At 42.1% G+C, this 25,952-nt stretch carries 23 protein-coding genes; 16 read left to right on the top strand and 7 right to left on the bottom strand.

All coding sequences use genetic code 11. From position 1 onward, the window contains the following. Positions 1-48: 48 nt before the first annotated feature. The 5 genes from WC955_01235 to WC955_01215 are packed head-to-tail and all read left to right on the top strand — an operon-like array spanning position 49 to position 4,636. Positions 49-1,758 (top strand): formate--tetrahydrofolate ligase, encoded by a 1,710-nt coding sequence (locus WC955_01235; GenBank protein ID MFA5857670.1) that lies wholly within the window; start codon positions 49-51, stop codon positions 1,756-1,758. 46 nt (positions 1,759-1,804) lie between these two features. Further along, a complete protein-coding gene (locus tag WC955_01230) occupies positions 1,805-2,179 on the top strand; it encodes a response regulator (protein MFA5857669.1) in 375 nt (124 codons plus the stop codon). 22 nt (positions 2,180-2,201) lie between these two features. After that, complete coding sequence (locus WC955_01225; GenBank protein ID MFA5857668.1) at positions 2,202-2,684, top strand: hypothetical protein; 483 nt, start codon at positions 2,202-2,204, stop codon at positions 2,682-2,684. Further along, positions 2,685-3,680, top strand: a complete 996-nt coding sequence (locus tag WC955_01220; GenBank protein MFA5857667.1) for a cyclodeaminase/cyclohydrolase family protein — start codon at positions 2,685-2,687, stop codon at positions 3,678-3,680. Beyond that, complete coding sequence (locus tag WC955_01215; protein ID MFA5857666.1) at positions 3,677-4,636, top strand: glycosyltransferase family 9 protein; 960 nt, start codon at positions 3,677-3,679, stop codon at positions 4,634-4,636. Before WC955_01220 ends, WC955_01215 begins: the two co-directional genes overlap by 4 nt. On the opposite strand, the gene WC955_01210 is transcribed toward WC955_01215, so the two are convergent. Then, positions 4,605-5,354, bottom strand: a complete 750-nt coding sequence (locus tag WC955_01210) for a glycosyltransferase family 2 protein (protein ID MFA5857665.1) — start codon at positions 5,352-5,354, stop codon at positions 4,605-4,607. The two genes, WC955_01215 and WC955_01210, sit on opposite strands and share 32 nt — an antisense overlap. Before the next feature lie 83 nt (positions 5,355-5,437). Between WC955_01210 and WC955_01205 the strand changes: the two genes are divergently transcribed. The 6 genes from WC955_01205 to WC955_01180 are packed head-to-tail and all read left to right on the top strand — an operon-like array spanning position 5,438 to position 11,494. Continuing rightward, the gene (locus WC955_01205; protein MFA5857664.1) at positions 5,438-6,592 is read left to right on the top strand and encodes an O-antigen ligase family protein; all 1,155 of its coding nucleotides are present in this window, start codon (positions 5,438-5,440) and stop codon (positions 6,590-6,592) included. A gap of 10 nt (positions 6,593-6,602) precedes the next feature. Next, positions 6,603-7,343 (top strand): polysaccharide deacetylase family protein, encoded by a 741-nt coding sequence (locus tag WC955_01200; GenBank protein MFA5857663.1) that lies wholly within the window; start codon positions 6,603-6,605, stop codon positions 7,341-7,343. Then, the gene (locus WC955_01195; GenBank protein MFA5857662.1) at positions 7,340-8,443 is read left to right on the top strand and encodes a glycosyltransferase; all 1,104 of its coding nucleotides are present in this window, start codon (positions 7,340-7,342) and stop codon (positions 8,441-8,443) included. Before WC955_01200 ends, WC955_01195 begins: the two co-directional genes overlap by 4 nt. A gap of 15 nt (positions 8,444-8,458) precedes the next feature. Further along, positions 8,459-9,331 carry a glycosyltransferase gene (locus WC955_01190; protein MFA5857661.1) on the top strand — a complete coding sequence of 291 codons (873 nt, stop codon included), beginning with the start codon at positions 8,459-8,461 and terminating at the stop codon, positions 9,329-9,331. A gap of 19 nt (positions 9,332-9,350) precedes the next feature. Then, positions 9,351-10,427, top strand: a complete 1,077-nt coding sequence (locus tag WC955_01185) for a VCBS repeat-containing protein (protein MFA5857660.1) — start codon at positions 9,351-9,353, stop codon at positions 10,425-10,427. A gap of 8 nt (positions 10,428-10,435) precedes the next feature. Then, positions 10,436-11,494 (top strand): Gfo/Idh/MocA family oxidoreductase, encoded by a 1,059-nt coding sequence (locus WC955_01180; protein ID MFA5857659.1) that lies wholly within the window; start codon positions 10,436-10,438, stop codon positions 11,492-11,494. A 71-nt stretch (positions 11,495-11,565) separates the two neighbouring features. Here WC955_01180 and WC955_01175 read toward each other — a convergent pair whose 3' ends face one another. After that, positions 11,566-13,671, bottom strand: coding sequence for a transketolase (locus WC955_01175; GenBank protein ID MFA5857658.1), 2,106 nt, complete (start codon positions 13,669-13,671; stop codon positions 11,566-11,568). Positions 13,672-13,759: 88 nt separating this feature from the next. After that, entirely contained in the window at positions 13,760-14,986 is a 1,227-nt protein-coding gene (locus WC955_01170) for an SGNH/GDSL hydrolase family protein (GenBank protein MFA5857657.1), read from the bottom strand. 101 nt (positions 14,987-15,087) lie between these two features. Here WC955_01170 and WC955_01165 point away from each other — a divergent pair, with 101 nt between their 5' ends. Then, complete coding sequence (locus WC955_01165; GenBank protein ID MFA5857656.1) at positions 15,088-16,212, top strand: uroporphyrinogen decarboxylase family protein; 1,125 nt, start codon at positions 15,088-15,090, stop codon at positions 16,210-16,212. Continuing rightward, positions 16,193-18,589 carry a hypothetical protein gene (locus WC955_01160; GenBank protein ID MFA5857655.1) on the top strand — a complete coding sequence of 799 codons (2,397 nt, stop codon included), beginning with the start codon at positions 16,193-16,195 and terminating at the stop codon, positions 18,587-18,589. The genes WC955_01165 and WC955_01160 overlap by 20 nt, the downstream gene beginning before the upstream one ends. Here WC955_01160 and WC955_01155 read toward each other — a convergent pair. The 3 genes from WC955_01155 to WC955_01145 all read right to left on the bottom strand — a co-directional run bounded on the left by WC955_01155 (position 18,574) and on the right by WC955_01145 (position 21,305). Then, positions 18,574-19,623 carry a Fic family protein gene (locus tag WC955_01155; protein MFA5857654.1) on the bottom strand — a complete coding sequence of 350 codons (1,050 nt, stop codon included), beginning with the start codon at positions 19,621-19,623 and terminating at the stop codon, positions 18,574-18,576. The genes WC955_01160 and WC955_01155 overlap by 16 nt on opposite strands. A gap of 164 nt (positions 19,624-19,787) precedes the next feature. Next, on the bottom strand, positions 19,788-20,513 hold the full coding sequence (locus tag WC955_01150; protein ID MFA5857653.1) for a DUF2007 domain-containing protein: 726 nt from the start codon (positions 20,511-20,513) through the stop codon (positions 19,788-19,790). Positions 20,514-20,639: 126 nt separating this feature from the next. Next, a complete protein-coding gene (locus WC955_01145; protein MFA5857652.1) occupies positions 20,640-21,305 on the bottom strand; it encodes a hypothetical protein in 666 nt (221 codons plus the stop codon). Positions 21,306-21,642: 337 nt separating this feature from the next. On the opposite strand from WC955_01145, the gene hypE reads away from it, so the two are divergent. Continuing rightward, positions 21,643-22,704 (top strand): hydrogenase expression/formation protein HypE, encoded by a 1,062-nt coding sequence (gene hypE / locus WC955_01140; GenBank protein ID MFA5857651.1) that lies wholly within the window; start codon positions 21,643-21,645, stop codon positions 22,702-22,704. Between the two features lie 3 nt (positions 22,705-22,707). Here hypE and WC955_01135 read toward each other — a convergent pair whose 3' ends face one another. After that, entirely contained in the window at positions 22,708-23,115 is a 408-nt protein-coding gene (locus WC955_01135) for a MazG nucleotide pyrophosphohydrolase domain-containing protein (GenBank protein ID MFA5857650.1), read from the bottom strand. Positions 23,116-23,471: 356 nt separating this feature from the next. Between WC955_01135 and nrdR the strand changes: the two genes are divergently transcribed. Both nrdR and WC955_01125 read left to right on the top strand, forming a co-directional pair. After that, a complete protein-coding gene (gene nrdR / locus WC955_01130; protein ID MFA5857649.1) occupies positions 23,472-23,990 on the top strand; it encodes a transcriptional regulator NrdR in 519 nt (172 codons plus the stop codon). Between the two features lie 42 nt (positions 23,991-24,032). Next, a partial coding sequence (locus WC955_01125) for a vitamin B12-dependent ribonucleotide reductase (protein ID MFA5857648.1) occupies positions 24,033-25,952 on the top strand: 1,920 nt, incomplete at its 3' end.

Below are 25,952 nucleotides of genomic sequence, written 5' to 3'. Positions count from 1 at the left end.
TTGTGTATAGTGACTGAAAAACATGGATAATGTTGAGGGGTAAGATAGATGTCAAAAAATGTTGTGCCGTCAGATATTAAGATAGCGCAGAGTATTAAATTAAAACCTATTACTGAAATTGCAGCGGGGTTGGGAATCAAACGTGAAGAAATTGAACTTTACGGTGATGATAAAGCAAAGGTTAAACTTGATATCCTTAACCGGTGTAAGTCAAACCCGCAGGGGAAGTATATCGACGTGACGGCGATCACACCGACACCGTTGGGGGAAGGGAAAACTGTTACTACCATAGGATTATCCCTTGGGTTAGCGAAGATCGGGAAAAAAGTGTGTACCTGTATCCGTCAACCTTCTTTAGGGCCGGTGTTTGGGATTAAAGGCGGCGCTGCGGGCGGTGGGTATTCACAGGTATTGCCGATGGAAGATTTTAATCTTCATCTAACCGGCGATGTTCATGCTGTAAGTTTAGCGCATAATTTATGCGCTGCGTTTCTTGATAATTCGTTGTATAAAGGTAATAAACTTGATATTGATATGTACAACATCCTCTGGCGCAGGGTGGTGGATGTAAGTGATCGCGCGTTAAGGAATATTACAATCGGGCTTGGGGGTAAGATGGATGGTACTCCCAGAGAAACCGGGTTTGATATCTCTGTTGCCAGTGAAATTATGGCAATCCTCGCGTTGACCACCGGGTTGAAGGATTTAAGGGATCGTCTTGGGCGGATGGTTGTGGCGTTTACAAAAAGCGGGAAGCCGGTTACCGCTGAAGATTTAAAAGTTGCAGGGTCAATGGCGGTACTTATGAAAGACGCAATTAAACCTACCTTGTTGCAGACAACAGAACATACTCCGTGTTTTGTGCATGCGGGGCCGTTTGCTAATATTGCGCATGGTAACAATTCAATCCTTGCGGATCAAATTGCATTGAAACTGTCAGACTATGTTGTTACGGAGTCAGGATTTGGTGCGGATCTTGGTATGGAAAAGTTTATGGATATTAAATGCCGGTATTCAGGGTTGACCCCGAGCTGTGTAGTACTTGTCTGCACGGTACGCGCGTTAAAGATGCATTCCGGGAAATTTAGTGTTGTTGCAGGTAAGCCGTTGCCCGCAGAACTTGTGAAAGAAAATATTGATGCTATCAGAGAAGGGATCGCGAATCTTGAGAAACAAATCCAGAACGTGCGGTTGTTCGGTGTACCCGTGGTAGTTGCGGTTAACCGTTTCTATACGGATACGGATAAAGAGGTTGAGTATATCCGTAAACGCGCAATTGATGCCGGGGCGGAAGATGCTGTGATGTCGGAAGTATGGGAAAAAGGCGGGGATGGCGGGTGTGCATTAGCAGAAGCTGTTGTAAAAGCAGCGGAGAAAAAAAGTAAGTTTGAATTCCTCTACCCGCTCGATATGCCGATAAAGGATAAGATTAATACTATTGCTACAAAAGTTTATGGCGCGAAAGGTGTGGATTATCTCCCCGCAGCGCAGGAAAAGATTAAGTTTTACACATCGCTGGGTTGGGATAAACTTCCTATCTGCATGGCAAAGACGCATCTGTCTCTCTCGCATGATCCTAATCTCAAAGGTTGCCCAAAAGGGTATATGCTGCCGGTACGGGATATCCGCGCATCAATCGGTGCGGGATTCCTATACCCGTTATGTGGCGAGATGCGTACGATGCCGGGATTACCGTCAGAACCTGCAGGGAATAAGGTTGATATCGATAGTGACGGTAAAGTAGTAGGGTTATTTTAACTGAATATTTAATATTTTACTGAAAGGAGTAGTTGGTTTAAGGAATATGGCTACAATACTGATTGCAGATGATGACAGGAATTTAGCGGAGTTATTGAAAACAGCATTAGAGGTGGATGGGCATAAGGTGTACGTCGCGAATGACGGGACGACTGGATTGGATAAGATTGAAAAGTACCACCCTGACCTATGTATTCTTGATGTTATGATGCCCGGGATGGAGGGTTATGATGTTGCGTATCTATCCAAAATTGACCGTGCGTATAAACCTAAGGTAATAATTATCTCCGCGAAGTCTAAGGATTTTGATAAACAAATGGGCCGTGCAATGGGTGCGGATGCGTATCTGTCAAAACCGTTTGAGATGGATGTTTTGAAGTTAAAAGTACGCGAGCTTTTAGCTCCAAAAAAAGTTAAATAATAAAAAAAGGGTAACTGTGTTTATGTTAAAAAAAATTGTTTTCTCAATAATTTTGATAGTCTCCGCATGTGGTTACGGTATAACGGGAGACAATCCTAAAGACTGGGCATTAGGGGTTGTTATCGGTGAACCCACGGGGATCAGCCTGAAGTACTGGCATAGCGAGAACGTTGGGTTCGCATTATCTACTGCATGGACGGTAAGCGAACCAATGACAAAGTTGTATCTGCATTTTGATTATCTTAAACATAACTACAAAATATTTGATGTTAAAGAGTTTACCGGTAAATTGCCGTTATACTACGGTGTAGGGTTTATCGCAAATACGGAATCTACCGCGGTAAGACAAACGTCAAAGTTCGGGTTACGCATACCTATCGGCGTAGAGTATATATTTAAAGAAATTCCGTTTGATTTTTTTGCGGAAATCTGCCCGGGATTTATTTTATCACCAAGTACTGAAATTACTTTGGGGACAGGGTTGGGGATACGGTTCTTCTTTTAAATGTCGGAAGATAAACAGTTTCAACGTAAGTACCAACGGTGTGACTTAAGTTCACCGTTGATTGTTAAACGTACCCGCGATAAGACTGATATTGCGTATGGCGTGATCAATAATCTTAGTGCCGGCGGGTTGAGTATACAAACAGACCGGTTTCTCGTAGTTAAGAATGAATACTTTTTTGAGTTTAGCTTACCAAACAACAAACATTTCAGTATTCTCGGGAAAGTTATGTGGCAACAGAAAGATCTTGTTTTTGGAACAATATTCCATGGGATTAAGTTTGAAAATATAGGGTTTGTTAACCGGTGGAGAATAAATGCGTTTGTAAAAAAACATAATATTATTGAAGAGAAAGGGGTGAACGCATTGAATTACGTCAATAGCGAAGTTAAACAATTCCTTTTGGACTTAGCGGCAAAGAAATCTGCACCCGGAGGGGGTAGTGCTGCGGCGCTTGTCGGTGCGACTGGAATTGCATTGCTGAGTATGTCCGCTAACTTTACACTCGGGAAAAAGGGGTATGAGGATGTACAAAAAGAAATCGCTGAGTTAAACTCAAAACTTGTGAAATTACGTGCTGAACTTGAACGCATGATTGATTTTGATGTTATGGTTTACGGGAAAGTAAGGGAGGCTTATGCATTACCTAAGACAAATGCTGATGAAACAAAGAAACGTGAACATGAAATACAAAAGGCGTTGAGTGAGTCTATGAAAGTACCGAAGATAGTGCATGATTGTTGTTTTAAAGGGATACAGATTGCAGCGAGGTTGGTGTTGATAAGTAACAAAAACTTAATTACTGATGTTGGATGCGGTGTGTTATTCCTTAATTCCGCAATGGTGGCTGCAAGGTACAATGTTGAGGTTAATCTAAAAGGGTTGGTGGATAATAAGGTTGTGAGTGAGATGTTCATAGAGCTTGAAGAAACTGCAAAGGATGCTGAACAGTTGTCTAGACAAACAACTGCGCAGGTGGAGAGAGTGCTTGCGTGAACCCCGCTAAAATTGTGTTCTTTCATATGAACCAGATAGGCGATTTTTTGTTTTCACTACCCGCAATGAAAACTGTAAAAGACAGGTTTCCTGGCATAAAGATTATAAGTGTCCTCCGTCCTGAACTCCAGGTACTTGCGGGGTGTACTGATATTATTGATGACGTGTTCATACGTTCCCGCGGGATTGAAGGTAAGGTTGGGTTGGTGAATAAACTATTATCCTCCCGCACAGAGTGTGTTGTAACATTCTCAGAATCGCCGGAGTGTGTAATATTATCAGCATTAACGGGAACGCGCATACGTGCAGGTTTTGCTTCAGCATCTTTGGCATGGGTGTTGAACCACAAAATTACGCGGGTTGGTCCGCCAAGTACAGAGAATAATTTGAGGTTAGTTGAGAGTTTACTGGGTTGTGCAGCGCAAAAACGGGATTATACTGGAATGATAAAACATCAAGGGTCTGCAAAACCGTGGCTTACGGATTTTATAAGTAAACTAGTGAATAAACACGTAGTTATCCTTGCGCCTGAGGTGTCACTCCGGAGAAAACATAAGAAGTGGCTGGTGGAACGCTGGGCTTCCACTGCGAAGAAGTTAGTGGAAGAATATAACTGTGCTGTGGTGGTGGTTGGTACAAAAAATGCGGTAATTGAAACCCAACTAATAGTATCATCTTCTGGTGTGAAAGATAATGTATATAATCTCGCAGGTAAAACATCGCTTATTGACCTTGTATATTTACTTTCCAACGCCGGGGTGTATATAGGCCCTGATTCCGGGGTAATGCATATGTCCGCTGCGATGGGCTTAAAATGTATTGCATTATTCGGCGATACATTGCCTGAACATATAGGGCCCCAGGGGGTAGGGCATATCATAATAAAAAAAAGTGGGATGAACGAGATTGAAGTTAACGACGTAGTTACCGCGTTTTGTTCAATTTTCCGAGTTTAAGATATTTCTTGTAAGTATAATACGACGCTAAAGAACAGATCAGCAAGCCATAATACCCGTCAAGAAAGCCAAGTTTGAGGATGTAATTTTTTAGGAATAATATCTTTGCGTGCAGCAGTGCTTTTATGAACCCGCCGGTTTTTTTACCCGTATTTTCTTCTGCCCATAATAATGCGTACACATCCTGGCGTTTAATATAATCATTTATTGATGCGTATGTGTAGTGTAATAAATTAGAACGCAGTTTAGCAGTTTTACCGTTAACTTTTACATGTTCATGCACAAGTTGGGTAGTGTCCAGGCTGCCTTTTGTTTTATCAAATAAACGAAGAACATATCCTGGATACCATCCGCTGTGATAAATCGGATGCCCTGAAAAATAGGATAATCTTGGGATTTCGTATCCCGCGATATCTTCGGATTCGGGGGGTAGGTTCAGGATCTCATTACGTAGTTCCGGGGTGATAACTTCGTCAGCGTCAATCCAGAGGATCCATTGGTTAATACATTGGGATATACCCCAATTTTTTTGTTGCGCATATCCTTCCCATTCGTGGAGAAAGGTTCGTGCACCGTTTTCTTTAGCAAATATTAAGGTATCATCAGTGGAGTATGAGTCTACAACTACCACTTCATCAGCCCAGGCTGCGCTTTTCACACAGGCGGCGATACTGTCCTGTTCATTTTTGGTTATTATAAGTACCGAAATTTTGTGCATCTATAATCCTTATGTATTATTGTAAAATATATGTCTAAGTTAAGTCTATAATAAACCTTAAAAGGGAGTGATACCGGATTTGTATGGCAACAAAAGCGTTTGATACGTTAGAATTTATTTTTGTGTGTGTCCTCGGCGCAACAATACCGTTGTCTGTAAGCGCGCCGTTGATCGCAATGGCGTTTCTTCTGATCCTTATGATTTTGCGTGCAATATTTTTGAGAGACGTTGATTTTGAGGTGCTGCCATTTTTATGGCCGTTACTCGCGTTTATAGGGGTATCGGTGATCTCATACTTTTTTTCTCAGAATGAAAGTTCATGGCAGACAATTATTCCAAGGGAATTTCTGGTGTACCTTTTGTTGTTTGCAGCGTTGAAGACGTATAAACAAGCACGGTGGGTGGTAGTGTTGACGATAACATCTGCTGTTGTCGCAAGTATTGTCGGGGTATTTCAGTACTTTGGAGCATTTGGGTTCTCAAATGTCAGCGCGGATGGCAGGATACAGGGATTGGTGGATACTAATACTTTGGCAGGTATACTGGCAATGTTACTGCCTATGGTAATATCTTTTGCGATATCAGCACATAGCACACGGGATAGGGTTATAGTAATAATCGCAGCGTGTTTTATGTCCACAGCGTTAGTGTTTACCTACACACGTGGCGCGTGGTTTGGTGCAGTTGCTGGTATATTGTTGGTTGTAGCGTTGAGTAACTGGAAATTTATACCTGCAATACTGGCGGTAGTATTTTTGGTACTTGCGGTTCAACCGAAAGTGTATAACCGTTTTGTTTCAGGGTTCGGGATACTAGGGAACGAGGAACGCGTTGAACTTTATAAAAACTCGGTTGATCTTTTACGGCAGTATCCAGTTTTCGGAATTGGGCCAGGTGCGTTCCGGAAAGTGTTTTATGAAAAGTATTTCTCGCCAAATAAGCATAGGCATGCGCATAATATTTTTCTTAATATTGCAGTGGAACGCGGTGTTGTGGCAGCTGGGATTTTTGTGTGGTTGTTAGTCTCAATAGCACTGTATTTGTTTAGGACGTATGAATTCGCTGCGGGTGAAGAAAAAACTGTACTGCTGGGAATCCTAAGCGGGTTGGCTGATTTTGTGGTTCACGGGATGGTGGATAATACGTTCGCGGATGAAACCGGGTATATCCTATTTCTTTTGCTGGCCGTAGCGGTATTGATTAATAAAAAAATGGTAGAACGCGAGGAAAATAGTTAGGTGTATATTGATGATAACTAACCGTATTACGGTATTGTATTATCACCATGTTGGTTTACCTCCCTGGGGTGTGAAGTTTAAAGGTGGATTTGTTCATCCTTGGATGTTCGCACGGCAGATGGAGTGGTTGAAGAAAAAGTATTTTCGCGTGGTACCATTAACCGACCTCGTGAGTTATTTGCGGGGGGATGTTGTGTTACCTGAACGCACTGCGGTGCTTACCTTCGACGATGGGTACCATGATTTTTATTTATACGCGTATCCTGTATTAAAAAAGTATAACTATCCCGCTGCTGTTTTTATCTCACCAGGCCTTATTGGAGGATATAACGAGTGGGATCACGAAAAAATTCATGCTAAACTTCCCTTAATGACTATGGAACAGGTTAATGATACGATAGCGTCCGGGTTAATTGATTATGGAGCGCATACGTTGACACATCCTTTTCTTTCAAAACTTGATGATGAGAAAGTAATCGCGGAAGTCGTGGGGTCAAAAAAGTTGTTGGAAACAAAAACCGGGCGGCCGGTATTATCGTTTTGTTATCCTTACGGTGACTATGACAGGCGTGTATGCGAAATTGTGAAAAAAGAGTTTTCAGTTGCTTTCACCACCCACCGCGGGTTTGTGTATAAAGATTCCAGCCCATGGGAACTTAAACGCGTAGAGGTTAAGAGGAATACATGGATGCTGCCGTTCCGTATTAAGCTATTGACTGACCATGAAGAAAAGAAGGGTGAAAATAGGTGAGGATACTTTATATTTATTCTTCTTACACCAGCGGGGGAGGTGAACGCGCAACACTTGACCTTGCGGAGAATGTGCAGAAACGGGGGGGGTATGTCGTAACCGGTTTCCCGAAGAAAAGTTTTTTGTATGAATCCGCAAAACAGCGCGGGTTACCTGTCGAACATCTTAAGTTATACGGATCGCTTGACTTCCGTGCAGTGTACTGGCTCATGAAAATTATTAGAAAACATAAGGTTGATATTTTACATGTACAGCAGGGGAAAGCGTTTTGGCCGGCGGTATTCGTAAAAATAATGTTGGGGAATAAACTAAAACTCATTTTTCACCGCAGGACAATGTTGCCTGTAAATAAGGATTTCCGCGGGGTGTACAGTCCTGCGGATAGAGTTATTGTGATATCTAATGCTGTGAAAGATGTGGTGGTTGGGACTGATAAAGTAAACCCCGCAAAAGTTGTGGTTATCTACGATGGGATTAAGGTTCAGAAGTTTGTGGATAACATTAACCGTGATACCCGCAGAAAAGAGTTGGGGTATGGCCATACCGATTTTGTGGTGACTACCGTCAGTGCGTTGAACCCGCCCCGGGGTAAAGGACAGGATGTGCTTCTGCGTGTAACAGCGAAGTTAAGAAGAAAATATCCGGTATTACGTATACTTATCGTAGGGGATGGCGCATACCGCGCGAAGTTGGAATCTTATGCCACAAAGTTGGGAGTGGCGGACATAACAAAGTTTACCGGGAGAAGAGAAGATATCGCGGACATTTTTGCGGCAAGTGATTTATCATGCATGCTTTCATGGGATACGGAAGCACTGGGCCTCGCTGCAATTGAAGCGCAGGCGGCTGGGAGGCCGGTTATCGTTACAAATACCGGTGGGTTAGTGGAGACTGTTCTCCCGGGGAAAACCGGGTGGGTGATTGATAAAGATGATGATGCCGGGCTGGAACGGTTATTATCTAATATCCTGGACGATCGCGGGAAAGTTGCTGGGATGGAGCATGACTGTAAAACATGGGTAACCGAAAAATTTGATGCTGAGGACAGTATCACCCGTGTATGTGAAGTATATAAGCAATTATTAGCAAGTATTAAGTAACAAGGATAATCATTTGTGTTGATCAGCGGTGCAACGTTTGTACGTAATGCCATAAAGTATAAGTATCCGATTGTTGAGTCCATAAAATCTGTACTCCCGATCTGTGACGAGTTCATTGTGAACATCGGCGATTCTGAAGACGGGACTTTGGAATTAATAAAATCTATCCGTGATCCGAAAATACGGATTATACATTCAGTATGGGATGAAGCGTTGAGAGAAAAAGGGTTGATACTTTCGCAACAAGGTAATATCGCATTGAAGGACTGCCAGGGGAAGTGGATATTTTATATCCAGGCAGATGAAGCTGTGCATGAAGACGACTTACCAAAGATTAAGGCTAAAATTGATGATGTTAAGGATAATACAAGGATTGAGTCGTTGGTGTTCAAGTATTACCATTTTTACGGGAGTTATTATACTTACCAAACAGGGCGTAACTGGTACCAACGCGAAGTACGGGTTATACGTAACAGTATCGGTGCGGAACTATACGGTGATGCCCAGGGATTCCGTGTGAACAATAGAAAACCCCGGGCGGTATCGGTTGATGCATACGTTTATCATTACGGCTGGGCACGGATGCCGGAGGATATGGTTGCAAAAACCAGGGAGTTTGATAAACTCTACCATGATGACGAGTGGGTGTCTAAGATGCATAAGGATAAGCACATAGAACAATACTTCCATGATTTTGATAACCTCAGGTATTTTGAGAAAACACATCCGGCAGTAATGAATAATACAGTGAATAAGGATAATCTTGAGTTTATAACAAAGCTTTGGAAACAGCATATGAAAACACGGGGGTTTAACGGTATACTTCGCGGGTTGGCACGCAAAGTGCCTGTGGGGGAACACAAAAATTTTGTTTTAGTTAAAAAATGACTGAAGGACGGTAACTAAGATGGTCAAATTTGAGAAAGTTTGTATTGATAACGGTGCGTATGAAGCTGCATCATTTGTGGATGTAAACAACGACGGCAAACTTGATATCGTATGCGGTGCGTACTGGTACGAAGCGCCTTCCTGGAAAAAACATAAAATCTGTGATGTCCGTGCGGAAGGCGAGTATTTCGATGATTTTTCTGCGATTCCAATGGATGTTAACGGTGATGGGTGGATAGATATCATCACAGGCGGGTGGTGGGGTAAAACGTTACGCTGGCGTGAAAACCCAAAAGGTCAGCCTGTCGAATGGAAAGAATACGAGATCGATGCCTGCGGGTCAATTGAAACTACCCGCGCGTATGATATTGACGGTGATGGGATTCCCGAAATATTCCCGAATACACCAGGGAATCCTGTGGTGTACTACAAACTTGTTACTGACACTAACGGGAAAGGTACGGGGAAGTTTAAGAAGGTTGTTTTATTTGATGGTAAAAGCGGTCATGGGCAGGGGTTTGGTGATATCGACGGGGATGGTAAACCTGAAATTATTCTGCGGAACGGGTGGTTGAAACAGTCATCTATAACCGGAGGAATGTGGGAATTAAGGAAAGAGTTTGAGCTTGGGAATTCAAGTGTTGAAATTATTGTTCATGATATAAACGGTGATGGGCTTAATGATCTTATTGTTGGGCACGCGCATGGGTATGGTTTGAACTGGTGGGAACAAAAAGTTGTGGATGGTGTGCGTCAATGGGTAAAACATGAAATTGATCCCACTACCTCACAATATCATGACCTCAGGATGGCAGATATTGATAATGACGGTAAACTTGAACTTGTTACGGGACGGCGTTACCGCGCGCATTGCGGGAAAGATCCCGGAGATAATGATCCTGTCTGCGTGTGTTACTTCAAAATTAATGATGGTAAGTTTGAGAAAAACGTTGTTGACTATGGGCCGGTTCCCGGGCATAGCGGGGTAGGTATTTATTTTGATATCGCAGACATTAATGGTGATGGTTGGCTTGATATAATAGCACCGGGGAAAGAAGGGTTGTACTTGTTTATTAATAAAGGAATACAGGGGTAAATATTTTTATGGACAAAAAACTTAAGCTCGCGTTTATTGGGTGCGGTTACATGGGCCAGACTGCGCATATTGCGAACTACGTTAATTTACCGAACGTTGAGATTGTAGGGTTAAGCGATCTAAGGGTTGCCACTGCAGAAGAGGTTTCCAGGAAGTATAGTATTCCTAAAGTTTATCCAAGCCATAAAGAGATGCTGGAGTCAAGCGGGGCGGAAGCTATTGTCGCAATTATGGGGTTTGCATTACACCACGGGCTCGTTCCGGACGTACTCTCCGCAGGGAAGCATTGTTTAACAGAAAAACCTATTGCTATCACTAAGGAAAGCGGAGAAAAACTTGTAAACCTCGCTACTACAAAAAATGTTGTGTACCAGATAGCGTACATGAAACGCAGTGATCCCGGGAGTGTGTTCACAAAAAAGAAAATTGGTGATTGGAAAACATCGGGGGAGGCAGGAAAGTTTAATTATCTTCGTGTATCAATGCCTCCGGGTGACTGGACTATGGGCGCCAGGGTGTTGGTTAACCAAAAGGATAAACCCGTAGGGAAGAATGTTTTTAATCCTGAAACATATCCAAGCTGGATGGATGAAACCATGGGGAAACGCTATGTTGCGTTTGTGAATTATTATATCCACCAGGTTAATATGATCCGTTACCTCTTGGGTGAAGATTATACTGTAAAGTATGTTGATCCGAAAGGAATGGTTATGCTCGGGGAGAGTGTTTCCGGTATTACTATAGTCCTCGAGATGGCAACTTATAATACAGGTACCGGGGTATGGAACGAATTTTATTCCGCACAGTTTGATAACGGTAAGATTGATCTTTCACTACCCGCACCAATGGCAAAATTGCCTGCGGGTAATGTCAGGGTGTTTATCAATAACCCAACCGGTAATGGCGCTGTTACTCTACCTGTTGTTTCTCAAAAATGGAGTATGGCGGAACAAGCACGGTATTTTGTGGATTCTGTATTAAACGGTACTCCATGTATATCACCTGCTGTTGATGCTGTGAAAGATCTTGATGTCGCGGAACAAGTTGTGAAACTAATATATAAATAAAATAACATCTCCGCAGGTTTGCATTACGCGAATGCATCCTGCGGAGATGTTATTAAAACCTTACTTTACTTTTACTTCTTACCCTTTTTCTTCGCTGTCTTCTTCGCTTTCTTAACAACCTTCTTCACCTTTTTCACTTTTTTTGCCACAATCTTCACCTTCTTTCCCGAATGATTCACAAGCTTATATGCTTTTACTGCGATATGTTCTGCAGTGAGGCCGAATTCTTTCATCAGCATCCACGGATCCCCCGACTCGCCAAACCGGTCCATAATGCCGAGTTGGTCAATCACCAACGGTGATTTGTAATCCTTAACCTTAGCGGCAATCCCGGCAACGATGTTACCGAACCCTCCTACCTGATGTTCTTCTGCAGTAAGTATTACACCGATTTCAGAGACCGCTTTCTTTATCGCGTTAATATCAATAGGTTTTATGGTATGGATATTTACTATACGCGTTTCAATACCGTACTCTTTTTTCAGGATGTACGCCGCGCGCATTGCTTCCGACACCATTGGCCCGCAGGCAATGATAGCTATATGTTCATTCTCGTTCTTATAATTACTCGCGAGTTTGGTCTCAAACGCGTCAACAAAATTTGCGGTTTCGCCTCTAAACCGTATAACGTTTGCCATGCCGTGTTTAAATGGTGTGTCAGTTTTTGAGATCACAGGGGTAGCTTCCCGCGCGAACCGTATATACACCGGCCCGTCAACGTCAAGGAAACACGTTTTTGTTGATTTCTCGGTCTCCACAGAATCCGCAGGGACAGCGAGGGTCATATTAGGTAGTATTGAGAGTATGGATATTTCTTCCAATGCCTGGTGTGTCGCGCCATCTGCACCGACGGAGATACCGCCATGCGCACCGGCTATCTTAACATTAAATTTTGGGTAACATATTGACGTACGGATTTGGTCCCAGCAACGGCCTGAAGCGAAGACGCCGTAGGTGCCGGTCACCGGGATTTTGCCTTCCTTTGCTAATCCAACTGCTACCTGCATCATATTTTGTTCTGCAATACCCGCGCTAAACACGCGGTTCTTGCGGTCCGGATGGTTTTTCTCAAAGTCGGTGATCTTTATGGAATCAGAGATATCCGCGTGGATCGTGACTAACCGTTTATCATCACCCATTTTTTCAAGCGCACGGCCAAACCCGAATCTCGTAGGGTCCATTTCGGCTTTCATATTATCCGCGCTATTCCACCAATAGTTATTCTTAAACTTCGGCATCTTAGCGTCGGTATCCTTAACTTTCTTTGCCTGATAATCTTTTGCGATCTGGAGGTACCGCGCAACTTCGTCTTTTGACATTTGCCCGTGAGTGATATCATTCAATGCGGTGTTGAGCTCATCATCTTTCTTCGTAGCAACGCCGTGCCAGCCACAAACGTTCTGCATAAACGATACGCCCTGGCCTTTGCAGGTGTCCGCTATGATCGCGACAGGTTTATCTTTTACCGTCCGCGCTTTAGCGTATGCATCAACTATCTGCTGCATATCATGCCCGTCAATACGGATAACTTCCCAGCCAAAAGATTTATACTTTTCGTCTATTGGGTCAATATTCATAACTTCCGCAACTTTGCCGTCTATCTGCAATTTATTTTTATCGACTATAGCAACCAGGTTGTCAAGTTTGTGATGGCTTGCGAACATCGCGGCTTCCCACACACTGCCTTCCTGTTGTTCACCGTCACCCATCAGAACGTAACAACGGTAGTTTTTGCCGTCTATCTTCGCAGCTAATGCATTACCCGCAGCGATGCCTAATCCCTGGCCAAGTGAACCTGTAGAAACTTCAACGCCGTTCATCTTACGGCAGTCAGGATGGCCTTGGAACTTACTGCCAAGTTTCCGGAGTGTCATTATATCTTCTACCTTATAATACCCGCAGTATGCAAGTAAGCTGTACAACGCAGGGGCTTTATGTCCTGCGGACCAAAATACGCGGTCACGTCCTGGCCAGTTAGGGTCAGCAGGGTCATGTTTGAGTTCGGTAAGGTATAACGCTGTTGCAAGATCTATTGTTGATAACGTTCCGCCTGGATGGCCGGATCCTGCAGCGTGGATTGAAACCACATCGTACGCACGGACTTTTTTTGTTGCTTCTATTAGTTCTTGGACGGAAAGATTTTTTTCCTCTCCGGTTTTACTGTTTACAATACCCATTTCGTTCCTCCTACAAAAAAACTTAAAAAATTAACTTCTTTTCGTATTTTATATTTTTGTTGTGTTAAATTCAAGTATTTATTGAGATTCATTCGAGTTTCAAGATCTTTTTTAACTCCGGTTCAAACGCGTCTGCCATCCGCATGAACCCCAGGTCGGTGGGGTGTAATCCGTCCACCGTACATTCATCCCAGTTAGGGCCAAGGATATCGCGCCCGTCAACAAAGTATATGTTTGTATCCCCGGCGGTGCGGAGGTCAGTCACAGTTTTTTCTGCAAAATCACGGATATTGTGTACCCATTTGGGGTCAGGGTCAGCAATATAATCCTTCGCTACTTTAATACAACTGAACACTATGATCGGTACCGAAGGATGTTTCTCGCGTAAGGTTTTTATTACATTTGGTAATGTGTTGTAATAAATATTGTTACCGGTTGCGTTACGTTCATAATCAAGGACAAAGCATAACAGGTTGGTGATACTTGCAATTGTTTGCGCAACTACAGGCTCGCCTTTTCCGCTACCCGAAAATCCGAGGTTGATAAATTCGTAGTTCATACGACGGCTGAGGATATTTGTATAACTCATCCCGGGCCGTGATGCGCAACCGCCTTGGGTGATTGACGTGCCATAAAAAATAAGGCATTTATTATTCTTATACGGCTGAGGGGGTAAGATTTCAGCGTCTTTATCAAAACCAATAAGGATTTCTTTTACTCCCTGGTATAACGGCAGGTTGAGTGTTACGTCACGCATAACTTTATTTTTTTGGTTGTACAACAACAACTCGTATACCGGTTTATCATACTGTACCATTGCGGTGTTTATGAACTGCATTTTTTGTCCCGGTATGCCCCAGTATACATCAACTCCGTTTTGGCCGGTACTTGCCATATGCGCCATTTTATTCGTTGCGGGAAGTGTTACGCGTATCGCAAGTTCTTTACTATTTGTGCGGAAACGTATCTGTGTACCCGAGGTATGGTTCGCGAGATTGTTCACCGCATTAGGTAATGGTTCGGGTGTATTTACCGGCATCCGGCGGTAGGTTTTATCAGTCCCGTACCACGCAAGCCCGCATACACGCAGGGTATCACTGGTTTTTGGGTTTAGCCAGTTGAGGTGGTCAAGTTTACTTTCAGGAAATGCCATGTTCGGGTCAAACTTTGCGATGTCGGGTTGAGTCATTAGTGCTCCTTTAAAATTATCCGTACTACCTTTTACTTCCGCAGTATAAACTTTTGATGCTTGTATTGTTATAAACAGTAACAATAATATTGATAAAACATGTATAACCATTTTTTGTTTATTCATCTAAATATACCCCGTTTCATATTTAATAAACCTGTGTTTATGTGCTATTATTATACATACAAATTTCGTGATTATTACATAGTGAGGGAGGGAATAATTATATGAATGTTTCCGGGAAAGAAACGGTTTTACGTGTGTTAAACCGCGAAAACGTGACGGTACCGGTATTATCCACCCCGTGGTGTATGAAGTATGAGTTGTACAAACATTGTACGGGGAAAGATAATATTTTTAGTGATGCACCAAAGACTGTGGTGGATACCATGCTTGCGCTTGGTGTAAACTTTTGCCCGCAGTTTATCATGCCCTCACCGCAAAGTGAACACCGTGCGATTGATCCGTTCCAGGCGGAAGAAGTGTTTGATACTCATACCATTGCGCCGGTACCTAAACCCAGGAAAGTGTTTACTTCTCCTGAAGATGTGAGAGATTATATAGATTCATTACCCGCACCGGAGGTTTTAGCACAGAAATTTGATATTACCGCTGTGGCAAAGAGGTATGCTGAGAAAATACAGAAGCTGGACATCCTTGCCGGCGGGAAAATATTGTTTATTGATAGTTTTGGGCAGGCTGGCTTTATGGGCCCGTTAACCGCATGGGGGTATGATAACTACCTTTCTGCGATGCTGATGTATACGGAACATATAAAAAAATACTATGAGTATACCGCTGAGTCCGGGCGGTTGAAGAATCTGGCAATTGTGGAAGCTGTGAAAACGTATAACCTCGCACCGTATGTTTACGGCGGGCAGGATATTTGCTATAACTCCGGCCCGTTATGTTCAACGGAACTGTTGGATGAGATATACTTCCCGGCATTAGCGAAGGCTGTGGAACCGTTACACTCTGCGGGGATAAAGATTATATGGCATTGCGACGGTGATATCCGCAAGATTGTTCCTCAGTTGGTTAATAAAATTAGAGTATCAGGATTCCAGGGGTTTCAGGAAGAAACCGGGTGTACTCTTGAAATTATTGCATCACAAAAAATGATGGATGGTAAACCACCAATAATTATGGGTTCAATATCAGTTACTGATACTTTACCTTATGGTACTGTGGATACCGTGAAAAAGTCGGTGGAACGGTGTTTTGAGGTTACAAAACGTAATGGTAACCCGTTTATCTTGGCTCCCACGAGTTCAATCTTACCTGAGACACCATTAGAGAATATTTTAGTGATGTATGAAACAGGAAAAGTGTATGCAAAAAATCCCGTTTAGCGTAACAAAAAAGTTTGCAAAAGAATTGTCGGTTGTTCATCACAAAGAAAAACTGTCCCCCATACCCCCTGGGAAAAATGAAGTTTGTATTAGTCCCGGGTGGGTACTCTGTTATTACGGGCAGCCGGATATAATTACCAGGACTGCGGTTGCAGATTTCCATGATTATTTTAAAACCACCTGGGGGGTTGAGGTAAGAAAAAGTAGTATTACAGCAACAGGAGATACCGGGAATATATTTGCCGTGACGCTTTCCCGTGAACGTTTATCGGATATAGAGAAAATAGTTAATACTGTCTCTTTACCTCCTGAGATCCAGGGTGAAGCGTTTATTGTTGATATAACCGCCGGGTGTGTTAGGATAACCGCTGCGCATTCCCGCGGGCTTGCACAGGGGATGTATTACCTTGAGAAGCTTATGAGCTTCCGCGGTGGGCCGGTGTTAAAAATCGGACATGAGAAACGCTTACCAAGGTTTGAGACAAAAATTTCGTGGACCGTGTTTAACGACGTATGGGATGATCCTGAGGATAAACTCGCGTATTCTGACGGGTATATCGCTAAGATGGCGCATTACGGGATTAACGGGATTTTTATGTATATCAATATCTACAATTATTCCAGCTCAAATATATTGCCTGATCTCGTAAATACTGATGCTGAGAAAAACATTATTGCCCTGAAGAAGTTTGTGGATCGGTGTAAGAAGTACGGGATTGACCTGTATCTAAACCTCAACACACCGCCGTTGCCGGAGTATCATCCAGTATTTAAGAACAACCCTGGAGTTCGCGGGGCGGAAAGTGTATTAATAAAATTTGCGTATAAAACATACACTCTGTGTTCCAGCCATCCGGCAGTACATGATTACTATGCTGAGGTTATTAACGGTATTATAGACGGTTGTCCCGGTCTTGGCGGGTTAGTCGCTATCATCGGAGGAGAAGGGTTTCTGCATTGCTATACCCGCAGTTCGCCTAGGATTGAGAAGGTTATCACCAACTGCCAGCGGTGTGCGGGGAAGTTTCAGGAGGATACTGACGCTGCGGTTGTTGATTTTATTAATAATGTAACCGGCAAACTTCACTTACAGCAAAGTAATGGGAGTACTGTTAAGTTCATGGTATGGCCCTATTCCGCAAAGATGTGGTCACAGGATTTGTATCAAACAAAAACGTTTAACCGAATGAATAAAGATATTATCCTCCTAACCGAATTTGAGAAAGATGAGAAAATACAAAAGCATGGGTATAAGAAGCATATATGGGATTATAGTATTGACTTTCTTGGGCCGTCACAACGTTTTATTGCGCAGGAACGGTTAGCTAAAGAAATTGGGCGGAAATTATACGTAAAAACTGAAACTACTGTAGCGCTTGAAGTGTTTTATGTTCCATACAACCCCGTGATGTACCGCTGGTATGAACGTATAAAACGTATCCGGGAATATAACATTACCGGCGTGTTCTACTGCTGGAAATTTTACGGGTTTCTCGGATCTATTCCGGAAGAAATTGCGTACTGGTACGGCTGGAATCCGGAACCCGGGAGTATTGACGTGTTGCTCAACAAAATAGCTGTGCGCGAGTATGGTGAGAAAGCTGCACAGTATTGTGTGAAAGCATGGAAGTTGTTAAGTAAAAGTTTTGGGCATCACCCGGTGATCGGGCCGTACTTCCGCGGGCCGCTATACATGAACGCTGCGCATCCGTTTGTACTAGGAATTAACGACAAAATCCCTGATATCCTGTACTCAGAGTTTAAGTTCTGGAATGAATGTATTGCGGATCATAAAAAACAACCTCCCGCAGCGGTAAAGACTGCGATTCATTACACGCTATACGGGCAATTGGGAAACGGTATTCTGGCAGATGATCCAAACTGCACGGTTAAAGGTAAAGTTGAATTGTTCGGGTACCAGCTTAAACAGTGGGGGGATGGATGGAAAAAAGGTGTTGACCTCCTGAAACAGGCGGTTAGAGTTACGCCTAACAAGGATAAACGAGAAGCGTTGCTTAAAGAGTATGGGATAGCAAAGATTATTTATCATAGTATACTTACTACACAGAACCTGAAAGAGTTTTTTGAAGCACGGGATAGTGTTATTACTGACCTAAAGAACCCGAATTTATCAAAAATATCGGGTACGAAGCAAAAACAAGTGGTTAAGAAAATGGTTGCGATCCTTACCCGCGAATGTAAGCATTCACAGGAAGCTATGGAGCTTGTGAAACATGATTATCGCTTAGGTTATGGGTATACGTATGACACTGCGTTTACTGCTGATATGATTAAAGCTAAAATAACGTATACTCGGGAGTTGATTGACAAACTGAAACCGTTCACGAGATTTCAAACATCTTACTTTAATTTGTAATATGTCGCTTTGCCTTTGCCATAACGAATGATATACCCTAATTTAATCATTTTATTAAAATCAAGTACACGAGTAGGACGAGCGCGATTGGTCAGTTTAACGTATTCCCTGTCAGTAATAAACCCCTTTTTTTCGATATATGTTAGCATTGTTTTGTGGTATTCTTTTAACTCAGTGGATGGTTCCACCACCGCAGTATCCAGTTCTTTTGCAACCCGGTAAAGTTCATCCAGTATTCCTTCAGCAAAGTACTCTAGCCACATAGTGAAATCCAAAGAACCCATAACATCGTAGTAGTTGCCTTGTACACCTACGTTTTGGAAATACCGGGAAACATTTTTGTTATAATAATTTTCGAAACTAAACAAATCAAACGTATTAAGCCCCATCCTTGCTAAAAGCAGTTTTGCTGTAAGACGGACTGTACGCCCGTTACCATCCATAAACGGATGTATCACCACAAACTGTTTATGAAAAATACCTGCGAGTATTACCGGATCAGTTTTTTCTATGTTTTGTTGCGCATAACTGACAAGTTGTTTCATTAATATCGGAACATCCTGGTGGTCCGGAGGCCAGTATACTGTTTTACGTAACCGCAGATCATTGACGAATACAGGTTCTTTTCTTAATGTACCGCATTTACTGCGTATTAACAAACCGTTCATAACAATTTTGTGTATATCCAGTATTAGCGGCAGGTCTAGTAAGAGAGTTGGTTGTGTGGTTAGTTTACTATTAAGCATTATGAGCGCATTATTGTAATTAACAATTTCTTTCTGACTATCCGTGATGTTCTGCGGGAGGTGTTTAAGTATTTGTTTCACTTCAGTAAGCGGTAACGGATTTCCTTCAATACTTGTTGAAGAAAACGACGATATTTCCCTGGCATAGCGTTCATATTCCGCAAGAACAACTTTAGGGTATCGCCGGGTGTTGAGTACTGCTATTTGAACCGATATCTTCTTGATTGAATCAAGAAGTTTTTGGGTTATTGTATATTTTGGAGTAAACGGGCTTATAGTATTTTTCATTAGTCATATTATAGACGATTGTTAGACAATTGTCAATATGAATAGTCTTTTTTTGGAGAAAACTTGGAGTTCATTAGATGCCATCAGAACCTGGTTCATAGGACAGGGTATTTAATACCCTATACAACCTCATTCTGTAAACTTACTATCCTAATAACACAAAATTATTTTGATTCTTTGAACGCATCATCCAGTTTTATACCACAATTCAAACATTTTGAAGCAAAAGGATTATGATACCCTATACGATTTTGATAAAAATATTTGCCGCATTTAGGACACCGGCTGAGTCCGGTTATTATTCCTGTATATGCAAATAATACTGCCCAAAATATTGCTGCAATTTCCGTGATTTTGTTACCAGAACCTACTATAAAGTTTCTTTCTATCCACATGACACACAGCATAAAAGGCAAGGAACCTAACAAAACAACAATAACCATGAATTGACGTTTTAGGATTTTCTTTAAAACTAATTGTATTTCCTCTGAATTATTACAAATATATTTATTTGAAGTATAATATTCTTCCTTACAGTCTTCTGCTTTATCATTCCGTGGCTGATTTTTTAGGTCTTCATAGTATTGATCAATAACTTTTTGTGCTTTTAATCTATTCTTTTCTTCTACCATAATGTTTATTGGTGACTGCATATCACTGAAAGTGAAGAAAGAAGTATTACCACCCAGAACAACACATTCAATATCGTTTGATTTTAATAGGGATTCTACAAAAACTGCTTCGTGAAAGATTGTGGTGGTAAATATTTTTACTGAGTCTGTTTTATCTACAACTGACTCATAATCGAATATTTTTACAAGGGAACAGCCACAATCACTACATATTCCTATGCTTTCTTTGAATTGCTTCCTACATTTTGGACAGAACATTGTTTTATTAAGCCCTTTTTGATTTTGATAAATTATACCAAATATTGGAAGGGATTAGACGCCATCAGAACCTGGTTTATGGGATAAAGCTGGTCATGGCTGTCAATTCTCTTGGGACTAGCTTTATTAATGTAATTGATGCATAGCATTTTCAATCTCAGACGAATCAATGATAATAATAGTCTGTAACCAATCTGTGTCATAACAACAGTCTCCGTATAGAACAATAAAAAAATAAAATGTTTCATTATTATAACACGTTTCAATTCTTGCTTGTGAATAATCTAATTTTTCTACATCCATATAGTTTTGCAGCTGTTTAGGTGTTAACAAGATTACTTTTTTCGTTTTTCCCTGTAAAAACATTCCATCCTTATTAATCATAACTTGATTAGGATTTAAAAGTGATGAATCTGGAAATGCATAACATACATTGTTTTTTAGCAAATACTCTTCGGTATTTATAGGATTTTGTATTTCTTCTTGGTGTTGCCATGTACGAGTGTTCTTCTTTTCGTCATATAACTCCTTATATATAATTCTTCTTACCAATATTTTTTCTTCTACCTTTCTACTATTAATCGGATACTTACATAGATAAGTAATGTCTGTGTATGTGTAATATAAACCAGGCTGGTCTCTTGCTATTAAATATGAAAAGTAGTGTGTTTCATTATATCCTATAAATATTTCTCTTTTCCATGTAGCTTTATCGGGTGTTGCATTTAGAATTGAACAGCAACCAAAAGATAAGTACAACATAGAAATAAGTACATGCTTATAATAGGTCATGTGGAATCTCCTTTTTATCAAATACTCAATATTCTAAATATTTGCATAATATATTAAACTATTTTTAACGACATGTTTACAACAAGAACAGTACGACCGAACAGGGATATTCTACCAAATGTTTGCCGTGAGTCAAAACATCGAATTGTTCACGTCGGAGCAAAAAGTGGAGGTGAGGGGAATCGAACCTCAAACAGGTAATTTTTTCTTTGATTTAGGTTTAATAGTTATAGAAACAAGTGCATATAATCCCTTTGAACCTTGACAAACCGAGTAAATATGTTTAAAGTTATGTATGGTAATAACAAACTACTGACAAAATTAAACGGGTAAACGAATGAAAACCAATAAAAATATCGCGCACAAAATCCTTCTCTCCCACGGCAGCGGGGGACGGTTGATGCACGAGCTTATCAATAAACTTGTGATTGCCCGGGTGAGAAGCCGTGTATTACGAAAAGGTGATGACGCTGCGGTATATGCGCTTAATAACCTTGGGATTACTAAAGCCGGGCCTGATGAACGGGTGGTAATGTCAACTGATTCATTTGTGGTCAACCCGCTGTTTTTCCCGGGTGGGGATATTGGTAAACTTGCGGTATGCGGTACAGTAAACGATGTTGCAATGATGGGCGGTGTACCGCGGTTATTAGCGGTTGCGGGGATTATTGAAGAAGGGTTGGATCTCGCGGTAGTGGATAAAGTCTTAGCTTCAGTTATCCGTACCGCGGAAAGTGCTGGGGTTGAGATTGTTACCGGAGATACTAAAGTTGTGGAACGCGGGATGGCGGATAAGATGTTTATCACTACTACCGGCATAGGGTTCTGCAATGGTGAGATAAACCTTTCCGGTGCTAATGCCCGGGTGGGTGATGTTGTTATAGTATCCGGTAATATTGGGGAACATGAACTTGCGGTGATGAATGCAAGAAAAAAGTTGGGGTTTATATCAAGTAATATTAAAAGTGACTGCGCGTGCCTGCATAACGTTATCCGGTCGTTACTCCATGCGGTACCGGGAGTACGTGTCCTCCGTGATCCTACCCGCGGGGGATTAGCGACAACATTGAACGAAATTACAGGGCAATCTCGCGTGGATATAGTAGTATATGAAAATAAAATACCGGTAAGCAGGCACGTGAAGAAAGCTGCTGAAATTCTTGGCCTGGACCCGTTATACATGGCATGCGAAGGACGGTTTGTTGCTATAGTACCGCCTCAATCTGCGGGGAAAGCGTTGAAGTCTATCCGCCGCCATACTGTTGGTCATGATGCCGGGATTGTTGGTACCGTAAGAAAACGTGAATCCCGGGTTCCTAAGGTTGTGGTTAACACCCAAAATGGAGGGGAACGTATTGCGTTGATGCTTGAAGGTGAACAACTACCGCGAATTTGTTAAACTTTACTTTATATTTTGTATGCGTTCTTTACGTTTAATCCTGTCCCAGTTGGTAATAAGTTCTTTGATTGAATTAATCTTTGTTTTCCCGTAAACATGCGGGTGCCGGCGGTGTAGCTTGCGGGTGAGGTTGTCAATAACATCGGTTATATCGTACTTACCGTTATCACTGGCTATCTGCGCATGAAATATTACCTGCAACAATACGTCACCGAGTTCGTCTTTGATATCTTCATCAATCCCGCTGAGGATTGCTTTACGCAGTTCGCCGGTTTCTTCTTTTAGATAAGGAAGCAGTGTGCGGTGTGTTTGTTTTGCATCCCATGGGCATCCTCCCGGGGAACGCAGCCGTGACATTGTTTTCAGTAAACCGTTCCAGGTGTGTTTATGTTTTTTTGTGCGTTTATTCATTTTTACAGCCTTTCATTTTCCAACTGGTTGTTTACAACAGTTGAATGTAATATATTTCACAACCGGGTTTATTGTAGCATTACAAAAATAAATGTCAAATAAAATCAAGTTTTGTCGACGGGTACGCGTAAACGCAAAAAAAATTGTTAAAATTATTCTTGACAACATTTTGTACGGTTAGTAATATGGTTTTCACCACAATATCTGGGCTACTATATATTGTGGTGGTGCGTGTTTAAATAACACTATGAAGAAAGTGGCCGGAAAGTAACTAAGTAACGTTTTTAGAATATATTAAACCATCAAGAATTTGTGGTTAAACCCTTGGGGGAGTTGTTTCCAAAAAAAGGAAGTTTATGCGTTGCCCTTTTTGTCATGTAGATAGCGATATCGTGATTGATTCAAGGCCGCTGGATAATAGTTCGGTAGTCCGCCGGCGCCGTACATGTAAGTCCTGTAACCGCAGGTTTACCACGTATGAACGCGTAGAGACACCGCCGTTGATTGTGATAAAATCCAACAACCGCCGTGAGATGTTCAATATTGACAAGTTACGCGGGGGTATACTCCGCGCATGTGAAAAACGCCCGATCCCTGCGGCAGTTATTGAACGGTTAATCAGTGAGATCGAGTATGAAATCGGGAAGACGTACTTAATGGAAGTTAAGAGTAATATTATAGGAAGAAAAGTTTTGGATAAACTCCGCGCAGTTGATGAAGTTGCTTATATACGGTTCGCATCGGTTTACCGTAATTATGATACCATTGACGAATTCTTGGATGAAATCACTAAGATAAAACAGGCGTTGAAGCTCGAAAAGGTTAAGGATAAGGAAAAAGAGAAAGAAAAAGAAACTACCGCAGCGGGTAAGTAATTAAAGTAATTTATTGTATTGAAAAGATATTAGGAGAAAAAAATGGCAACTGAAACGAAGCATCTGTTAACCCCCAACGCGTTGAAAGTATTGGAAAAACGGTATTTACAACGCGACGAAAACGGTAAAGTAAAAGAAACACCGGAAGAACTTTTCCGGCGTGTAGCGCACAACATTGCGGCTGCGGATGAACTTTATGGCGAGTCCGCAAAACAAACTGAGGAAGAGTTTTATCAGAGCATTGCAGCACTTGAATTCCTGCCGAACTCACCGACATTAATGAACGCCGGAGCGAAACTTCAGCAGTTATCCGCATGTTTTGTGTTGCCTATAGAAGATTCAATGGAGTCAATATTTGAAACAGTAAAAAATACGGCGTTAATCCATAAATCCGGCGGCGGGACAGGGTTTTCGTTCTCGCGGTTACGCCCGTCAGGAGATAATGTTTCCTCTACCCATGGTGTTTCCTCAGGGCCGATTTCGTTTATGAAAGTATTTAACGCAGCGACGGAAGCTGTGAAACAGGGCGGTACGCGGCGCGGGGCGAATATGGGTATTCTGAGAGTTGATCATCCTGATGTAATGAACTTTATAGATTGTAAAAAAGAAGAATTGGCAATTAATAATTTTAATATTTCCATAGCTATCACCGAAGATTTTATGCGGCAGGTGGAGAGCGACGGTGAGTATATGCTGGTCAACCCGAACTCCGGTAAAATTGTTAAAAAACTTAAAGCGCGGGAAGTGTTCGATAAAATTGTGCAGAATGCATGGGAAAACGGTGAACCCGGGGTTATCTTTCTTGACCGTATAAACCGTTCAAACCCCACACCGTTCCTCGGTGAGATTGAATCTACTAATCCATGCGGGGAACAGCCGTTATTACCCTATGAATCATGTAATCTGGGTTCAATTAACCTGCAGCGTATAATCACTCATACCCGCGGAGGTAAGGCGGATATTAACTGGGAAAAACTTGGGAAACTTACCCGTATAGCAGTACATTTCCTTGATAATGTCATTGATGTCAACCACTATCCGCTTGAACGTATCGGGCAGATGACCCGCACAAACCGTAAGATAGGGCTTGGGGTGATGGGTTTTGCTGATTTATTATTCCAGCTGGAAATCCCGTATGATTCTGATGAAGCGCTGGAAACCGCGGAACGTGTGATGTCATATGTGCGGACGGAAGCGGAGAAAGAATCGCAGGAACTTGCAAAACGGCGCGGGCCGTTCCCCAATTTTTCGCGTAGTGTTTACTCTTCCGGGCCGGTACGGCGTAACGCTACGCTTACCACCATCGCACCGACAGGGACAATCGGTATAATTGCCGGAGCATCAAGCGGGATTGAACCAATATTTGCGCTGATCTATACCCGTGCGAATGTATTGGATAATGACGAGTTGTTTGAAATAAACCCGTACTTTGCGAAAGCGTTGAAGGACGCGGGGATATATTCGAAGGAGTTAATCGAAAAAATTGCTAAGACCGGTTCTATCCAGAACATGGACGAGATCCCAATGAATATCAGAAAAGTTTATAAGACTGCTATGGATATAACACCGGATGCGCATGTGCGTATGCAGGCTGCATTCCAGAAGTTTACGGATAACGCGGTATCTAAAACAGTTAATTTTGCGAACTCTGCGAAAAAGGATGATATCGAAAAAGTTTATAGGTTAGCCTATAAGCTCGGATGTAAAGGCGTGACGGTCTACCGTGACGGCAGCCGTGATGTACAGGTTCTTAACGTTGGGCAAAAACAAGCGGACATAAAAAAAGGTGCAGGTAAAACTGAAGACGGTAAAACTGTACGGAAACCGCGGTTACGTCCGAAGATGACTCACGGGTACACCATGAAAATGCGTACGGGTTGCGGGAATATGTACGTAACAATTAATGAAGATGAACACGGCCCATGCGAGATATTCACACAGTTAGGTAAGTCCGGCGGATGT

It is taken from the genome of Elusimicrobiota bacterium, from assembly GCA_041658405.1.
Lineage (GTDB): Bacteria > Elusimicrobiota > UBA5214 > JBBAAG01 > JBBAAG01 > JBBAAG01.
The sequence above is the reverse complement of the archived record's forward strand: the minus strand, read 5'-3'. Positions and strand labels throughout refer to the sequence as shown.

Coding starts and splice junctions, on each gene's coding strand:
- WC955_01225 (MFA5857668.1), top strand. CDS start 2,202: ATGTTAAAAAAAATTGTTTTCTCAATAATTTTGATAGTCTCCGCATGT.
- hypE (MFA5857651.1), top strand. CDS start 21,643: ATGAAAACCAATAAAAATATCGCGCACAAAATCCTTCTCTCCCACGGC.
- WC955_01230 (MFA5857669.1), top strand. CDS start 1,805: ATGGCTACAATACTGATTGCAGATGATGACAGGAATTTAGCGGAGTTA.
- WC955_01170 (MFA5857657.1), bottom strand. CDS start 14,986: ATGAATAAACAAAAAATGGTTATACATGTTTTATCAATATTATTGTTA.
- WC955_01185 (MFA5857660.1), top strand. CDS start 9,351: ATGGTCAAATTTGAGAAAGTTTGTATTGATAACGGTGCGTATGAAGCT.
- WC955_01150 (MFA5857653.1), bottom strand. CDS start 20,513: ATGTTCTGTCCAAAATGTAGGAAGCAATTCAAAGAAAGCATAGGAATA.
- WC955_01155 (MFA5857654.1), bottom strand. CDS start 19,623: ATGAAAAATACTATAAGCCCGTTTACTCCAAAATATACAATAACCCAA.
- WC955_01200 (MFA5857663.1), top strand. CDS start 6,603: ATGATAACTAACCGTATTACGGTATTGTATTATCACCATGTTGGTTTA.
- WC955_01235 (MFA5857670.1), top strand. CDS start 49: ATGTCAAAAAATGTTGTGCCGTCAGATATTAAGATAGCGCAGAGTATT.
- WC955_01180 (MFA5857659.1), top strand. CDS start 10,436: ATGGACAAAAAACTTAAGCTCGCGTTTATTGGGTGCGGTTACATGGGC.
- WC955_01165 (MFA5857656.1), top strand. CDS start 15,088: ATGAATGTTTCCGGGAAAGAAACGGTTTTACGTGTGTTAAACCGCGAA.
- WC955_01220 (MFA5857667.1), top strand. CDS start 2,685: ATGTCGGAAGATAAACAGTTTCAACGTAAGTACCAACGGTGTGACTTA.
- WC955_01205 (MFA5857664.1), top strand. CDS start 5,438: ATGGCAACAAAAGCGTTTGATACGTTAGAATTTATTTTTGTGTGTGTC.
- WC955_01160 (MFA5857655.1), top strand. CDS start 16,193: ATGCAAAAAATCCCGTTTAGCGTAACAAAAAAGTTTGCAAAAGAATTG.
- WC955_01145 (MFA5857652.1), bottom strand. CDS start 21,305: ATGACCTATTATAAGCATGTACTTATTTCTATGTTGTACTTATCTTTT.
- WC955_01175 (MFA5857658.1), bottom strand. CDS start 13,671: ATGGGTATTGTAAACAGTAAAACCGGAGAGGAAAAAAATCTTTCCGTC.
- nrdR (MFA5857649.1), top strand. CDS start 23,472: ATGCGTTGCCCTTTTTGTCATGTAGATAGCGATATCGTGATTGATTCA.
- WC955_01210 (MFA5857665.1), bottom strand. CDS start 5,354: ATGCACAAAATTTCGGTACTTATAATAACCAAAAATGAACAGGACAGT.
- WC955_01135 (MFA5857650.1), bottom strand. CDS start 23,115: ATGAATAAACGCACAAAAAAACATAAACACACCTGGAACGGTTTACTG.